The 14,728-nt window shown below is 52.2% G+C and carries 15 protein-coding genes and 1 pseudogene; 9 read left to right on the forward strand and 7 right to left on the reverse strand.

Annotated features, from left to right (window positions below; genetic code table 11):
- Window positions 1-48: 48 nt before the first annotated feature.
- Window positions 49-1,137 (reverse strand): cellulase family glycosylhydrolase, encoded by a 1,089-nt coding sequence (locus APU11_RS07375; protein WP_058651144.1) that lies wholly within the window; start codon window positions 1,135-1,137, stop codon window positions 49-51.
- A gap of 185 nt (window positions 1,138-1,322) precedes the next feature.
- Here APU11_RS07375 and APU11_RS07380 point away from each other — a divergent pair, with 185 nt between their 5' ends.
- Window positions 1,323-2,330 carry a LacI family DNA-binding transcriptional regulator gene (locus APU11_RS07380; RefSeq protein ID WP_038981721.1) on the forward strand — a complete coding sequence of 336 codons (1,008 nt, stop codon included), beginning with the start codon at window positions 1,323-1,325 and terminating at the stop codon, window positions 2,328-2,330.
- Here APU11_RS07380 and fosA read toward each other — a convergent pair.
- Complete coding sequence (gene fosA, locus APU11_RS07385) at window positions 2,316-2,741, reverse strand: FosA/FosA2 family fosfomycin resistance glutathione transferase (RefSeq protein WP_023305374.1); 426 nt, start codon at window positions 2,739-2,741, stop codon at window positions 2,316-2,318. The genes APU11_RS07380 and fosA overlap by 15 nt on opposite strands.
- A 199-nt stretch (window positions 2,742-2,940) precedes the next feature.
- Here fosA and trpS point away from each other — a divergent pair, with 199 nt between their 5' ends.
- From trpS to APU11_RS07410, 5 genes are all read left to right on the forward strand, one after another.
- Window positions 2,941-3,942, forward strand: a complete 1,002-nt coding sequence (trpS, locus tag APU11_RS07390) for a tryptophan--tRNA ligase (RefSeq protein ID WP_058651145.1) — start codon at window positions 2,941-2,943, stop codon at window positions 3,940-3,942.
- Between the two features lie 251 nt (window positions 3,943-4,193).
- Window positions 4,194-4,676, forward strand: a complete 483-nt coding sequence (locus APU11_RS07395) for a hypothetical protein (RefSeq protein WP_058651146.1) — start codon at window positions 4,194-4,196, stop codon at window positions 4,674-4,676.
- Window positions 4,677-4,679: 3 nt separating this feature from the next.
- Entirely contained in the window at window positions 4,680-6,338 is a 1,659-nt protein-coding gene (locus APU11_RS07400) for an S-type pyocin domain-containing protein (RefSeq protein WP_058651147.1), read from the forward strand.
- Window position 6,339: 1 nt separating this feature from the next.
- Window positions 6,340-6,588: a bacteriocin immunity protein gene (locus APU11_RS07405; protein WP_040117168.1), complete on the forward strand. Its 249-nt coding sequence runs from the start codon at window positions 6,340-6,342 to the stop codon at window positions 6,586-6,588.
- Window positions 6,589-6,715: 127 nt separating this feature from the next.
- The gene (locus APU11_RS07410; protein ID WP_058651148.1) at window positions 6,716-7,087 is read left to right on the forward strand and encodes a hypothetical protein; all 372 of its coding nucleotides are present in this window, start codon (window positions 6,716-6,718) and stop codon (window positions 7,085-7,087) included.
- A gap of 73 nt (window positions 7,088-7,160) precedes the next feature.
- On the opposite strand, the gene APU11_RS26630 is transcribed toward APU11_RS07410, so the two are convergent.
- Window positions 7,161-7,634, reverse strand: a complete 474-nt coding sequence (locus APU11_RS26630) for a SymE family type I addiction module toxin (protein WP_072200376.1) — start codon at window positions 7,632-7,634, stop codon at window positions 7,161-7,163.
- Between the two features lie 448 nt (window positions 7,635-8,082).
- On the opposite strand from APU11_RS26630, the gene APU11_RS07420 reads away from it, so the two are divergent.
- On the forward strand, window positions 8,083-9,096 hold the full coding sequence (locus APU11_RS07420) for an HNH endonuclease domain-containing protein (RefSeq protein WP_058651149.1): 1,014 nt from the start codon (window positions 8,083-8,085) through the stop codon (window positions 9,094-9,096).
- A complete protein-coding gene (locus tag APU11_RS07425) occupies window positions 9,096-9,680 on the forward strand; it encodes a class I SAM-dependent methyltransferase (RefSeq protein WP_058651150.1) in 585 nt (194 codons plus the stop codon). Before APU11_RS07420 ends, APU11_RS07425 begins: the two co-directional genes overlap by 1 nt.
- 37 nt (window positions 9,681-9,717) lie before the next feature.
- Here the strand turns inward: APU11_RS07425 and APU11_RS07430 are convergent, their stop codons facing one another.
- Window positions 9,718-10,152, reverse strand: coding sequence for a hypothetical protein (locus APU11_RS07430; RefSeq protein WP_058651151.1), 435 nt, complete (start codon window positions 10,150-10,152; stop codon window positions 9,718-9,720).
- The gene (locus APU11_RS07435) at window positions 10,149-10,850 is read right to left on the reverse strand and encodes a hypothetical protein (protein WP_058651152.1); all 702 of its coding nucleotides are present in this window, start codon (window positions 10,848-10,850) and stop codon (window positions 10,149-10,151) included. The genes APU11_RS07430 and APU11_RS07435 overlap by 4 nt, the downstream gene beginning before the upstream one ends.
- Before the next feature lie 526 nt (window positions 10,851-11,376).
- Here APU11_RS07435 and APU11_RS07440 point away from each other — a divergent pair.
- Window positions 11,377-12,576, forward strand: a complete 1,200-nt coding sequence (locus APU11_RS07440; protein WP_058651153.1) for a type II restriction endonuclease — start codon at window positions 11,377-11,379, stop codon at window positions 12,574-12,576.
- Between the two features lie 49 nt (window positions 12,577-12,625).
- Here APU11_RS07440 and APU11_RS07445 read toward each other — a convergent pair whose 3' ends face one another.
- The gene (locus tag APU11_RS07445) at window positions 12,626-14,050 is read right to left on the reverse strand and encodes a DNA cytosine methyltransferase (RefSeq protein WP_058651154.1); all 1,425 of its coding nucleotides are present in this window, start codon (window positions 14,048-14,050) and stop codon (window positions 12,626-12,628) included.
- A gap of 283 nt (window positions 14,051-14,333) precedes the next feature.
- Window positions 14,334-14,565, reverse strand: a pseudogene (locus tag APU11_RS29160) (hypothetical protein); the annotation flags it as partial.
- Window positions 14,566-14,728: the final 163 nt, after the last annotated feature.

Here is a 14,728-nt window from a genome sequence, read left to right on the forward strand (position 1 = left end):
TTATATGCCTGCCTGGTTGCCCGGCGGTCGGCCGCCGGGTCGATATTATTAGCCCTGCGCCTGCGGGGCGATCTTGCGCAGCTGTTGCATTAATGCGATTTCACGGCGTGAGAACGGAATGCCGTTCTCCTCAAACACGTCGTGGAACCAGAGGCGGCAGTAGTCCGTGGACTCCTTCATCACCACCGGCCACGGCAGCCACGTCTGGGTTTTGCCGCGCACCAGCCCCCACTGATACGGCGCGACCTTCGCCGCGTACATCAGCGGTAGCTGCTCTTCCATCGTGCTGCCCACGTGGCGCGCCAGCCATTCGGTGCAGAACAGCGGCCGACCAAGCTTTTGCAGTTGCTGAATAATCGCCGTCATGCGGCCAGTGTGGGTGTAAGCGTGGAAGCTCACCACATCCGAGAGCGCCAGTGCGGTCTGGTCCAGCGGATGCTGGAAGAACGTCTCGCCCTCCTCTTCCGGCGGCAGACGCCACGCGCAGACGGTGAGCGGCTGGGTCGGGTCCTCCTCACGCACCCACCGGAACGCCAGCTTCATCAACTCGTGCGCGCAGGTCTCCAGCTTCGCGTCGTACTGCACCTCCTGCGTGCCGGTCGCGAAAATGCCGCGGTTGCCCGGCTCGTTATAGAGATCCCACAGCAGCACGCGCTTATCGTCGCGGAACTGGCGGACAACGTCGCGGATATAGCGTTCAATGTTTGCCCAGCAGTCGGGATCGCACACCTTGTCGCGCCCCGGGCTCGCCGCCGCCTGGCTGTTGTGCTTGCCCGGTACCGGCGGCTTTTGCGGGCCGAGGTACGGCTCGTCGCCGGAGAAGCCGCAGTCGTCCATCAGGGTCAGCATGGTGCTGAAGCCGCGACTGTCGGCAATCGTCAAAAAGCGGTCGATGCGCGCCATCAGCCCGTCGCGGTCGTGCTCCCAGACGATAAACGGCAGATTAATGCGCAGGGTGTTATAACCCGCCTCCGCCGCCCAGCCCAGCTCGCGCTCGATGGTGGCGGCATCGAAGGTCTCTTCCTGCCAGATATCGGTCCAGTTCACCGCCGTCGACGGCAGGTAGTTAAACCCGCACAGCCAGCCTTTTTGCTGATACCACGCCTGTGCCTGCTCCCTGCTCCACTGCTCTTTCATTACGTGTCCTCATACTGATAATATTTAGCTAATAAATATTAGCTGCGGGATAAATGCGCAAATCACGGCGTTTAGAAAAGCGACGGCCCTCACAAAGTTCACGCTTCGATGAATGAGAAACGTGATCGACGGCGCTAAAGCGTGCGGTTAGGGTATGATGCGAAATCGCGAAAGGGAGAGGACGGATGAAGCGAAAAACGAAAGTGACGATGAACGATATTGCGCGGGCGGCAGGGGTGTCGCAGGCGACGGTATCACTGGTGCTTAACCAGTCCCGCAACATCAAGCTCAGCGACGACACCCGCCAGCGGGTGATTAACGTGGCCACTGAGCTCGGCTACGACCGCCTCCCCGCCGTTCACGCCCCGCGCAACCAGGAAGAGATCGCCCTGCTGGTGAGCTCCATGCAGAGCTTCGACCCGTTTATCGACGCCATCAGTCAGGCACGGGAAGCGGCGTGGCGCAACGAGACGCTGCTCACCGTCTACGACTACGGCGACGACATCGAGCTGGCGCTGAACATCATCCGCCAGCTGGAGAAGCGCAACTGCATCGGGATTATTCTCGCCTCTCCGGTCACCACGCTGGTGGACATGACGGCATTCCAGGACTGCACCCGCATCCCGCTGGTGCTGCTTAACCAGCGCGACCCCGGCTCGCCGCTACTGCCGTCGTTTATCCCGGACGACTACGCCAACGCCTTCCAGGTGACTAAACACCTCATCGCCTGCGGGGCCACGCGCATCGCCCACATCACCGGCGAGAGCTGGATGGAGGCCTCCCGCCAGCGTCTGGCGGGCTACCAGGCGGCGCTGCAGCAGGCCGGACTCGCGTGCGACGACAGTCTGGTGCGCCAGACCAACTGGCAGTTCAGCGAGTCCTTTACCGCGACGGCTTCCCTGCTGGAACTGGCCGAGCGCCCGGACGCCATCTTCTGCGCCAGCGACTGGCTGGCGATTGGCTGCTATCAGGCGCTGGCGGTGAACGGCGTGCGCATCCCACAGGACATGCTGCTGGCGGGCTACGACGACCAGAAGATCTCCGAGCAGCTCACCCCGCCGCTGACCAGTATCCAGCTGCCCTACAGCGAGCTGGGACGGCTGGCGGTGGAGTACCTGTGTAATCAGGAAGATGCCGCCACGCACGTGACGCTGGCGGGCAGGCTGAAGGTACGCGCCTCAAGCCCCGTCTGAGGTAAACACCATGCCCGCATAGGGCTTCTCGCGACACGCCGCCAGCCGCGCGGCGAGGCTGCCCACGTGCAGCTCCAGCTTGTGCCCGTCCGGGTCGAGAAAATAGAACGACGCCCCCTCGCTTTTATTCTGCTTCCAGACGGTGACGCCCGCCTGCTCCAGCCTGTGCGAGAACGGTTCAAAATCCTCTTCCGCCACGGTAAACGCGTAGTGGGTGTAGTCGCTCTCCTGCGGCGGGACATACTGGCGCGCCTCGTCGTACGACAGGCAGACCCACAGATCGCCGCAGGTGAGATAGGCCCCGGTATTCCAGCGGGCATGCAGCGCTAACCCCAGCAGCTCGTGCCAGAAGGTAACGCTTTTTTGCAGGTCGCTGACCGCGAGGGTCAGATGGTTGAGAGATTGCAGCATGACGTGCCCTTTTGTTTTTTGCGCCGGACGTGATACGGTAAAAGCATGAACATAAACCACGCCGTGCTCACCGTAAACCGCTGGTGGCTGCCTTCTTAAAGGCGGCACGGAGTAGTTTTCCCCATTTTCAGATAGCCGCCGAAAGGCGGCTTTCACACATCTAAGACCCCTTTCGGCATTACAACGTTAAGGAGTCTTTATGAACACGCCAACCATCCTCACTGGCGACCGCCCAACCGGCCCGCTGCACCTTGGCCACTTCGTCGGATCGCTGCGCCAGCGCGTGGTGCTCCAGCAGACACACAACCAGTTTGTGCTGATTGCCGACCTGCAGGGGCTGACCGACAACGGCAGCAACCCGCAGAAAATTCGCGACAACATCCCCGAAGTGCTGGCCGACTACCTCGCCGCCGGCATCGACCCGAACCTGACCACGATCTGCCTGCAGTCCGCCCTGCCCGCCCTCGCCGAGCTGACGATGCTGTATATGAACATCGTCACCGTCGCCCGCGTGGAGCGTAACCCGACGGTGAAAAACGAGATTGCGCAGAAGGGCTTCGCCCGCTCGCTGCCGGTCGGGTTTATGGCCTACCCCATCAGCCAGGCGGCGGACATCACCGCGTTTAAGGCCGAGTGCGTGCCCGTCGGCGACGACCAGCTGCCGATGATTGAGCAGACCAACGAGATTGTACACAAGATGAACAGCCTGTTGCCCGCTCCGGTGCTGCGCCACTGTAAGGCGATGATGAGCGACACCAGCCGCCTGCCCGGCATCGACGGCAGCGCCAAGATGTCGAAGTCGCTGGGCAACACGCTGCACCTTTCTGCCAGCGAAGAGACCATTCACCGTGCGGTCAGCGCCATGTACACCGACCCGAACCACCTGAAGGTGAGCGACCCGGGGCAGATTGAGGGGAACGTGGTGTTTACGTATCTCGACGCGTTTCATCCGGACAAGGAGAAAGTGGCGGCGATGAAGGCGCATTATCAGGCGGGCGGGCTGGGCGACCGGGTTTGTAAGAACGAGCTGGAGGCGTGCCTGCAGGAGCTGATTGCGCCGATGCGGGAGCGGAGGGCGATGTATATGCGTGACAAGGGGGAACTGATGGCAATGCTGAAGCGCGGGACCGAACGGGCGCAAGGGGTGACGCAGGAGACGTTGCGGGAGGTGAAGGTTGGGTTGGGGGTGCCGGTGTTTTGAAATAACGTCATGCAGCGTATGTATTTAAATAATACATACGCTGCATAATATTATTTATCGGCAATTCAGCGAATATTACATTTATTATTAACAGGAACCATTACTATCCCTTCTTTAAAAGATGACCAATATCAATCTGGATATTTATTTCGGATTTTAGCCCGACTTATTAACCACTTTATGTATATTCGCCTTACAGGCTAAAGCCTAGCATTGCTGCATTTACTCTTCTGCCCCTACAAGGAATTGTCATGCAGCTTTATACCAATGAATTCACCGCTGAGTTACAAGCGGAAATAGATCGTTCGCCTTTTTCCGATGAACAACTGGCCGCCATGCCTGAGGAGGCGCGCGCCATTATTGCTGAACAGGAAGCCTTTCATCGACAACATCCCGTCACCGCCATCTGGCGGATCGCCACGGCTGGCAGCCAGACCCGAATGGGCGGCATGGTACTTCCCGTCGATCGTGAAGCCACAATGCTCATGGACGATGGGAGTTACACCAGCGTGATTGTCGAAGGGGATTGTGTGGCCTATCCGGATGGTACGCTCGCCACGATTATGACTTCATCAGGAACCGCGTTTACGTGGAAAGGATACGGCGTTGCGCTGGTCGGCAGCCTGCTTGATAACGATGACGAGATTATCAGCACACCGCTCGGCAGTACTTATCTGGTCACTCGCGAAGGTATTCCACCTCAAGAGGATTTTTTAACCTGGCCCGGAGAATAGGCCATGGGCTACCGTTCAACGAACTACGGCCGCGGTCAGGCGCTGCACGGCGACAGAACGACCACCGGCGCAATATGTTGTAGCACCCTGCCCAACTGCACCGAGCACGGGCGCGGCGTTATCCGCGTTGGCGATAAAACTACGGCATGCCCTAAATGCGGCAAGCAGGGCGTTGTTGCAGACGGCGAACCTCGGGTTAACTGGATGGGACAAACCTCAGCCGTCGATGGTTCTGTCGTCATTTGTGGCTGCCCGCACGGAACTAACCGCGTGATCGCCCCATCGGGAGAGTGGCTCGGCTCCGGTCCCTCTCCTGAACAGATCGCACAGGAAAAGCATCAGGCCATGCTCGCAGCACGCCGAAAAGAGCAAGAGGCCGAAGCGCAGCGACAAGCAGAAGAACGCGATCGCAACCGGGTCTTTGCGAAATCGTGCCTGCGCGGTGAAGGCTGTAACGATGCAGGCACCGGAAGTGAGCCGCACACCAACTTCGCCGAGATGGCGTTTTACCAGGCCATACCCAACAATGCCTTGCAACACGCCCAGGCGGCAAAGCGTAAGGTGCTCCCAAAACCAAAGCAACGCAGCGCGCTTTATCTCTGGTGGAATGGGCATCACGAGGAGATGGACTATCAGGCTGCCGTTGCAGCCGAAGAAAGGGCCTGGACCGCGCGGAACGCGATAGCCGATGCCAGCGAACTCGCACTGGTTAGCGGGCGCACCATCACTTCCGGCACATGGGCCGTGCGCGGCGCTGCACTTGGTGAGATAGCGACGGGAGGCCTTGGTGCACCTGTCGCAGGGCTGCTGATAGGGATGTATCCCGGCAAGCTGAACGACGGAGAGCAGGATTTTATCGACAGGATGCGCGCCGAACAGATGCGGGAAGCCCCTACCCGCGTTCGCTTCACCTGGCAGAACGACGCCAGCGGCAACCCGACACCGCGCGGCTGGCATACGCCGCCGGGCAAAGACAGCGTGCGCGTTCGCAGGATGGAGTGGGATAGCCAACGTCAGGCGTACACCTTTACCACCGAAGAAGACCCCGGTATCACCCTCATCTGGACACCGGACCGCACCGGAGACAGTAAGCCGTGGGATACGGGCAATCACAACCCGGTACGGATACCGAACCCGGTTGTGGTTGACCCGCTGCCGGAGGATACGGGGATTGGTGCGACGACCAGCCCGACACCGGAAGAGAAGACGTTTGCGGATTATATTCTGATTCTGCCGGTGGGCGGGGTGCCGCCGATTTATGTCTATATCCGCCACAATCCCGGACAGGTCACAGGCAAGGGACAGAAGATTAGCGGCATTTGGTTATCTGATGCGAATACGGGGAATGGTTCTCCTATTCCAAGCCAGATAGCGGATCGATTACGTGGGCAGACATTTACGGACTTTGACCAGTTTCGTAAGGCGTTTTGGCTGGAGGTGTCGAGGGATCCGGTACTGCTGGAGCAATTTATCAGCAATAACCGCGCAAGTATGCGTAAAGGAAACGCCCCTTATACACGTACACCTGACTCGGTTGGAAAAAGAGAACGCTATGAAATTCATCACATACAACCTATCAGTCAGGGCGGTAAGGTGTATGACGTTGATAATATGGGAATAACCACTCCAAAACATCACATCAAAATTCATAAGGGAGAATGATATGAGACTGTTAAGCGATTACACAGAAGAAGAATTTTTAGAACTGGTACGCAAAATTTGCAATGCGGACGCACCAACTGAGGAAGACGAGAATCGATTGGTTAGAGAATTTAAACGGCTTACCCAGCACCCCGCAGGCTCTGACCTGATTTTTTATCCTGAAGAGGGCAAAGATTATAGTCCAGAAGGCATTGTTAGAGAAGTTAAGGAGTGGCGTAGGGCAAATGGTAAACCCGGTTTCAAATCATAGTTTTTATGGGTTAACACAGATAATCATGCTTTCTTGACCAGTGCTCAACTTCATCTATTAACGACAGCGGGTAACCGTTAAGTGCCAGATAGCCTAATGAAGTCAACGAATATGGAATATTCTATAAATGAAACCTACTCTCGCACAAGTTATTGAGGTCGTACGTGAGTCCTCTGGGATATATCGTAAAACTATTGATAGCAATACCTGGATTGAGGCCGATTTACATATTTGCGGTATTGATGGCGAAGAACTACTGGAAGACTGCGAAGAAGCTTTTGGCGTTCAACTAGCCACGGAAGAAGATGGCTATATGAAAACGTTCGCTCTTGCTGAGAACGAGTATCTGTTTACGGGTGAAGGCATAGATTTTTTTGGCATCTGTCGATTTATCCGCTGGTTACGTGGCATACCCGAACCTGTTATACGCGATTTAACCGTCGGCGAACTTCATGCTGTGCTGGTTAAAGCTGTGAAAGAGCAGGTTAAGCACGAGTGATTTTTACTTACAACGGGCATGGGATGACATGCCCGTTTTATTACTTAAGGTTTACATTAGATGGGAAGCACGGTTACTCCGACATCGCCTTCCCTGTTCCACGCTTAACAGCCGGTATATCGCCGGTATCATTCAGCGCCCCCGGAAACGTTTTTAACCACTGCGCAACTTTGTGCTTATTTATATTCACCACGCTCATACCTTCCAGGCATCCCCATAATTCTCTTGTATGCTGTGGCGTAATCACAATGCAGTCTTTCATAGCGCGGATTTTCACCGGCATACCGTTGATAAAGCCCGCGCGGGTTAACCAGTCGCCGCCCAGGAGAAGGTATTTCATGTCTATGCGGGCATACAGTTCGCAGCAGGCGGCACTGTCTTGCGGCGTTTCCGCGCGGGGATGGACGGGCGCAGCGTTGGGCTGGTTGCCGTGAAGACGGCGGGCGCTGTTTTTGCGTACCAGCTCGCGGTTTTCAATCATGCCGGTGAAAGCGTCTGATTCTGTTTTGCAAACAGTAAACTCTGGCTTAAAATTCGTCGCAGCCATTTTCAACTCCTTCATAGTTGTTTGTGGTTAGCGGTATGGGGGTGTTGCAGCACCTTCATATCGCGAATTCTTCGTTAAATATTCCTCGATACTTCCTTTGCCGTTCGGCGTAATTTCTGGTGCTCATTATACAGAGCTGAATATTAATACAGCGGTTTGGTTTGGGGTAAATTTGGAATTTGCGAGGGGGATTCAGGAAATAGGATTTTAATTCGAGAAATGACAACGCTTCGGCTGGAAACCTGTTCAACTCACCTCCTCCAGATATCTGTTCGTTCGCAAACCTGGCGCTAATGCCGCATCGGTTGCCTCCACACCTTTCTCACATATCTCTCAAAAATTCATCAAACCGATAGATTAACGATTTACATCACCCTGATTTTGTTATGTGATCCTGTTACAGGTTTTAGTAACGCCCTGCCCAGCCAACCGTAACAGGACTTCATCGATGGAATTTTATCAGGCCGATCCGACGCTTGAGAACTACTGGCGTGGTGTGATCCTCTTTGGAAGGAACGTCGCATCTTACAAATTCGCGCTGGCGTCAGCGTTGTATGAAGTGGATAAGACGGGCAGCGATTTGATTACGCTCGACCAGCTTGCTGTGCCGTTCAGCCGTTATCTTTGCGAGCACCTGAAGCACGCGCCAAAACAGATCACCTCCCGTAGCAGCCAATTTCTGGAAACCTGTCTGAAGTTCAACAGAGGTGAAATCACCCACGCCCAACTCATTGAAGCAACGGTGCGCCTCGGCTTTAACAACGTGATCGATGCCTTTCACTACGTGAACCAGGGCGAGATCGATAAACATTTTTTCCTTGATGAGCGCAAAACCAACAACGGGATCCGCCTGACGGATAACTTCTTTAAACTGGGCGAACGCCTGCAGTATAAAAACCTCGCTTTTGAAACCAATGCCCGCTGGAACCTGGTGGAACAGGCATGGTCGATGGGGATATCGCGTAACCTTGTGGGCGTAGAGTTCGACGAAGATAATCAGCTGTTGTTCACGAGGGTGAACGCACGTCGCGTAGACATCACAAGCTGTCGCGACAGCCTGAATGGTTACCAGAAAGGACGATGTTTTTACTGCTTCAAACCCATCAGTCTGGTACCGAGAGACACAGAACTGGCGGACGTCGATCACTTTATTCCCTGGGCTGCCCGCCATGAAGTGAGCAATATTAACGGCGTATGGAACTTAGTGCTGGCCTGTCGGTGTTGTAACCGTGGCGCCGAAGGCAAATCGGCACGCATTCCCGAGCTCAGGCTCCTGCAGCGGTTACACACCCGCAATGAGTATTTTATTCAGAGCAAACTGCCGTTACATGAGACGATTGTTCTACAGACAGGGCAGCGTCCTGAAGCACGGAGAAGCTTTCTTCAGCGTAACTGGCAGGCCGCGCTGGACAAGCTTATCCATACCTGGAAACCCAACGCGGAAGGCGAGGCAACGTTTTAATGACACTTCACTACTATCAGAACCACGCGCAGGATTTCTTCGATGGCACGGTCAATGTCGATATGACCCCGCTATACGAGGCCTTTACCCAACATCTGCCTCACGGTGCCCGGGTTCTTGATGCGGGCTGCGGTTCAGGCCGGGACGCAAAAGCCTTTCATGAGATGGGTTATCAGGTGGATGCTTTTGATGCCTCTTCCGCGATGGTGGAGCTGGCAAGGCAACATACCGGGCTACCCGTGCAGCTGACGACATTTTCAGAGATCGACGCTAAAGCGCAATACGATGGGATCTGGTGCTGTGCATCTTTGCTGCATGTCCCCTCTTCTGAGTTGCCTGCAGTGATGCAGAAGCTTGCGGATGCGCTTAAGCCTGGAGGCGTCTGGTACGTGTCCTTTAAGTATGGAAACGGTGAACGCGTTCAGGGTGAAAGACGGTTTACGGACCTGGATGAAGAGGGGTTGCAGGAGTTGCTGAAGGCGATTCCGGGGATGGAGATAGCTTCGCATTGGGCGACTCAGGATAACCGCCCGGACAGGGATGAGACATGGCTGAATGGGATATTACGAAAAACCGCCGCATGATCATCAGGCGGTGCTAATCGACACGGAGTAAGTGAGTTCAGTAATTCATCACTTTGGTTAGCTCAACTTCACCCGTAGCGGCGTTGAAGTACAGATAGAAAATGTCCCCTTTTACCTGATCGGGTTTTGACCAGATTTCCTTTTCCCCCAGGCGACGCTTTTCCTTGGTGTATCCCAGCGTTTCGAGATACGCGCGTAACGGCGCTGCACCTGTAGCATCTTTAAAGAAGATGCTATTTGAAGGGGCATAGCCATCGCCGGGATGCGCCTCGAAATAGTAGTCGTCCGTGATACGCGGGGCGTTTTCAATATCCTTATCTGTCAGCGTGTGGTAATGGAAAAAGTCATTTTCGATGTAAACCGTCGTTTCATCCGAACCCGATGCCACGAGCCAGACAAACAGCCATCCGAGGATAAAGACTGTGGCGACCGAGAGTGCACACCACTTCAGGGCTTTTAAAAGGATTGTCATAGCTTAGCCCCCATGAATGAGAGCGATGTCCCATCGTTTGTAATGACCTTCACCACTCCGGATGCGAAATCATCCCACGGCCGAAGCCATGTCATAAAATGCGGAAGATTGACCGTATACGGCTGATGCCGCACACATTGGTCCTGTGGATCAGGAAAGAGAATCGGGCGGAAGCCACGGTTTTTATGGGAACCGATAGCGCCGTAGTAATCCCAGCGGCGAACGGCAGAATCATAGCTCACAGGCTTGAGACGATAACCGTACCGGCCAGGAATAATTGCGCGATAGAACCCGAACAGGTCAGACACCAAATCCTCACCGCTAAAGCCGCTGTCCGTATACCAGGAGAATGAACGCAGGCTTTGCAGGCCTTCGAATCTGGATGCGGTGTTCATCATCATCGCTAGCATGATTCTGTTTATGTCTTCGGTACTCCGGCCACGCTTAATTTCCCAGTGAGAGAACTTCCCGACGCCGAGCCGTGATTTGAATTTTAAGACGCCCATATCTTGCCGATACATGACGTAATAAGATGGCTTACCGCTACGCTCTCCTTCAACGAATTGACGTTTGAGCGTTGCCACGTCGTTGCCACGGGCATGTCCCATATCAAGCCAACCTAACGCCTCGGTGTAGACGATCCCTCTGTCGAGAACGTCGAATAGTGCCCCATCCTTAATCTCTCTTCTGGTGCTCATGCTTACATCTCCATATGTAGTCTAACTGGCTATGTTATAGACGATTTTTTTGGCAGTCCAGACAACTTATGGAGAATGAGATCGCAGGTGGTTCGATGAAGAGCAAGATATACCGACGAGTAAAGATAAAAGATGATTGGTCTGCAGGTACTCCAGATCCTGAAGGTACATTTTTTGCAGTGGCCAACTAAATTCAACCACCGTTTTAGAGCTTTTCCAGTATCGATTTTCCGATTCGCTTAGTAATAATCCACCGGTACATTCATGCGGCCTTAGCGAGCAATACACACGATTAGTTAGTCTGTGATCGCATGACCTGCGAACCACTGAGCTTGAAAACTCTTAGCCGAGAGATCAGAAACGGTCAGAAATGGTTTATAAGGTTTTCCGGAATCTGAGCTAAATCCAGGAGAATGAATAAAATAACAACATCAAATAAAACGGCATAGTGAGTATTCACTAAAGCAGAGCTGTGGCAGGATAACCGCCTAAAAATCAGCGATATTTTTACAGCGAGGAAGTGATGATGTCGGGGCTACATTCATGGCTGTTAGATAAATCAACCAGTGACACCTTTATGTTCATCAAGCGCTTGTCAGCCAACGACACCGGTGCGACGGGCGGACATCAGGTTGGCATTTACATACCCTCTGGCATTGTTGGACATCTTTTCCCTTCAATTAATCATACAAGGGATCTTAACCCGTCCGTAAGGCTGAATGCGCATACCTCCTCGCACAGCTGCCCGGACAGCGAGGCTAGGGCCATTTATTACAATGGTCGTTTCTTTGGTAAGACCCGAAATGAAAAGCGTATCACTCGATGGGGGGGAGGAAAGAATCCTCTGCAAGACCCGGAGAATACGGGGGCGCTGGCATTATTGGCGTTTGATCACCATCAGGGATCTGATAGCCATTTTGTTGATATTTGGGTGTGTCATGACGCAGAAGAAGAAGATATCGTTGAGTCATCGCTCGGAGAAATTGTTCCTGGATCGTTGGTCTATGGCCCCGCCAATGAGATTCTGGGCGGTCTGGCCTTAAAAGAACCAGTTTCCAATGGGTATCGTCTTCCTGAGGAGTGGAGAACAAATTTCCCTTCAGGTAAGGAAATTATCCAGTATGCAGCAGCTCACTATTCCCCAAATGTCGTAGGTCCGGATAAGCAACTGATTGAACGTCGTCGTGTTGAGTATGAAATTTTCCTACTGGTGGAGGAAATGCATGTGCTGGGCATAGTTCAGTCTGGGTTTGGTTCCGTTAATGAATTTATTGCACTGGCGAATTCCGTGAGCAACAGACGAAAATCACGAGCCGGTAAATCACTTGAGCTGCATCTTGAACAACTTTTTAATGAGCATGGGCTGAAAACTTTTGAGACTCAGGCCGTTACAGAAGGAAATAAGAAGCCAGATTTTTTATTCCCCTCTGCGCAAGCTTATCACGATGAGACGTTCCCTGAGCAGAAGCTTCGCATGTTGGCAGTAAAAACGACCTGTAAAGATCGCTGGCGGCAAATATTAAATGAAGCGGATAGAATTCAGGACATTTACCTCTTTACCCTTCAGGAAGGTGTTTCCGTTGCTCAATTTCAGGAGATGCAGCAGGAAAGAGTCAGGTTGGTTGTACCCATTAGTCTTCATGATAAGTACCCGAAAGCTATCCGGGAATATCTTATTTCTTTAGATACATTTATCAATGAAACTAAATCATTGTATGTCGATTAAATAATTTTATACTGTTATCCCCGGATAAATTCCGGGGGATCTATTTATATTATTTATTTGTCGCCTTGTTAGCTGCGGCTTTAATAATATAAGGTTGAAGAAGTTTCGCCACGGCTTCAAAAACGGGAACGACCACTGAATTCCCAAACTGGCGATAGGCCTGGGTATCGGAAACGGGGATCCGGAATGGCTTGCCTCCGGGTTGCTCAAAACCCATCAATCTGGCGCATTCATGAGGCGTCAGTCTTCTTGGTCTTTGTTCCTGATTCACTGGATTGGAGAAATCGATTTCGCCGAGTTCTTTATCCCATCCTCTGTCGATGAGAATTTCAGATCCATCTTTATGGTAACGAGCGGATAATGTTCTCGCAACGCTATTTTCATTATTCGGATCAACCAGACCAAAACCGAACCCATTACCTTTGGCAGCATGCTTTTTAGCATAGTTATAGAGATACTCCCATAACTTAGGGCTCAGGATATATTTACTGTCAACCGCAGGGTCCAGAAGCTGACCAAATGTTGGTCTTTTCTCAGGGTAGAATTTATGAATATCCTTTAAAGTGAATCCCTGATGGATATTTAGATCACGGCGGAATCCGACCAGAACAATACGCTCACGATGTTGTGGCAGGAAATTTTTACCATCAATAATTTTAGGATCATCTTTCCCTGTAATATTGGCATCAGCGACTTCATAGCCTAATTCATCAAGGGTATCCATAATAACTTTAAACGTTTTGCCTTTGTCATGGCTCTTAAGGTTTTTCACGTTTTCCAGCACAAAAATGGCTGGTTGCTTAGCCTTGATTATGCGGGCAACATCGAAAAACAGAGTGCCCTGCGCTTCACATTCGAATCCATGTGCACGTCCGAGAGAGTTTTTCTTACTTACACCCGCCAGACTGAATGGCTGGCAGGGAAAACCGGCCAGCAGGACGTCATGATCCGGGATGTGTTGAGCGATATGGGCGTAGGCTTTCTCTTCTGAGATGCCTTCTTCTCCGCTTAGCGTGACTTCGCGGATATCCAGATTGAATGTATGTGCGTCTTCATCGTTGTACCAGTTTGCTTTGTAGGTACGTACCGCTTCTTTATTCCATTCGCTGGTAAAAACGCATTGCCCGCCGATGGCCTCGAATCCTTTACGTATACCACCAATACCGGCAAACAGATCAATAAAGCGGAAATCATAGTTAGGATGATGAGCGGGTTGCTCTGGCAGCATTTTCCGTAACAGCGCTTCTTCTGCCATGGTGAGCGATTTTGGCTCACACTTGCCATTTATCCAGCGGTTAAGAGTTTCGCGACTCCACTCGTTTTTACCTATTTTTCTTAGCAGTTCTGCGACATACTTCTGGTCGTAAATTTCAAGTACCCGATCAATCAGCTTCCTGTCGCGCTCTTGTTGTTGTTTTTCTTCAGCTTCTGCTTTTTCGAGCAGTTCCTGAGCAAATAAATCGAATTCAGACATAACGCCTCCTAGGGGTTTATGGGTGAAAATATATCACTCATTTGACCCAGATGAAACGATTTATTCTGGATATTTGATCAGTATATGGATTCAACAGAGAGTAGTAATTATGAGATTTAGCTAATGATGTTTCCAAGTGGTATACATGCAGCATGCGTAGTGAATATCACGGTATAGCGCATAATAAATAATACAAAAATCAATCAGTTAACCTTTAAAACCCGGTAGCTCCATCCAACTTTCCCTAAACAAATAACGGTAAGAGGCTTATAAAATCGCTGTCCTAAACCTGACGTTTCTCAAGGCTATTATAAATAGAGTCAATCTCGCCCTTCAGCTCATCATCTCTCTAAACCATCGATGGATCGTATCGTTCATTTCGTCATTTACATGGCGCACTAAACCAGTTGAGCGACCCCACGCACAGCAAACCATATCATCAATAACAATTTTGTATAAACACGATCGACTAGTTTTGTAACAATACCAAGGGCTTTCGGTTTCTCGAACGCAGCCATTGCTTGTACCATAATGCTGATGTTTATACCTACCGCCTTATGGTTTGGATGACGGTCCGGATGGCTGAAAGGCTTTCCCTTAAACCCAATCGACGCTTCCGACGAAAAGAAAGTTGTCTATACCGTAGGTCCCCGTCTCATTCAACCAAAAAAATCTATC

Source organism: Enterobacter sp. 50793107 (genome assembly GCF_001463365.1).
Lineage (GTDB): Bacteria > Pseudomonadota > Gammaproteobacteria > Enterobacterales > Enterobacteriaceae > Enterobacter > Enterobacter cloacae.

Bases quoted from the DNA above. Each gene is read 5' to 3' on its own strand.
- APU11_RS07375 (WP_058651144.1), bottom strand. From the start codon at position 1,137: ATGAAAGAGCAGTGGAGCAGGGAGCAGGCACAGGCGTGGTATCAGCAA.
- APU11_RS07380 (WP_038981721.1), top strand. From the start codon at position 1,323: ATGAAGCGAAAAACGAAAGTGACGATGAACGATATTGCGCGGGCGGCA.
- fosA (WP_023305374.1), bottom strand. From the start codon at position 2,741: ATGCTGCAATCTCTCAACCATCTGACCCTCGCGGTCAGCGACCTGCAA.
- trpS (WP_058651145.1), top strand. From the start codon at position 2,941: ATGAACACGCCAACCATCCTCACTGGCGACCGCCCAACCGGCCCGCTG.
- APU11_RS07395 (WP_058651146.1), top strand. From the start codon at position 4,194: ATGCAGCTTTATACCAATGAATTCACCGCTGAGTTACAAGCGGAAATA.
- APU11_RS07400 (WP_058651147.1), top strand. From the start codon at position 4,680: ATGGGCTACCGTTCAACGAACTACGGCCGCGGTCAGGCGCTGCACGGC.
- APU11_RS07405 (WP_040117168.1), top strand. From the start codon at position 6,340: ATGAGACTGTTAAGCGATTACACAGAAGAAGAATTTTTAGAACTGGTA.
- APU11_RS07410 (WP_058651148.1), top strand. From the start codon at position 6,716: ATGAAACCTACTCTCGCACAAGTTATTGAGGTCGTACGTGAGTCCTCT.
- APU11_RS26630 (WP_072200376.1), bottom strand. From the start codon at position 7,634: ATGGCTGCGACGAATTTTAAGCCAGAGTTTACTGTTTGCAAAACAGAA.
- APU11_RS07420 (WP_058651149.1), top strand. From the start codon at position 8,083: ATGGAATTTTATCAGGCCGATCCGACGCTTGAGAACTACTGGCGTGGT.
- APU11_RS07425 (WP_058651150.1), top strand. From the start codon at position 9,096: ATGACACTTCACTACTATCAGAACCACGCGCAGGATTTCTTCGATGGC.
- APU11_RS07430 (WP_058651151.1), bottom strand. From the start codon at position 10,152: ATGACAATCCTTTTAAAAGCCCTGAAGTGGTGTGCACTCTCGGTCGCC.
- APU11_RS07435 (WP_058651152.1), bottom strand. From the start codon at position 10,850: ATGAGCACCAGAAGAGAGATTAAGGATGGGGCACTATTCGACGTTCTC.
- APU11_RS07440 (WP_058651153.1), top strand. From the start codon at position 11,377: ATGTCGGGGCTACATTCATGGCTGTTAGATAAATCAACCAGTGACACC.
- APU11_RS07445 (WP_058651154.1), bottom strand. From the start codon at position 14,050: ATGTCTGAATTCGATTTATTTGCTCAGGAACTGCTCGAAAAAGCAGAA.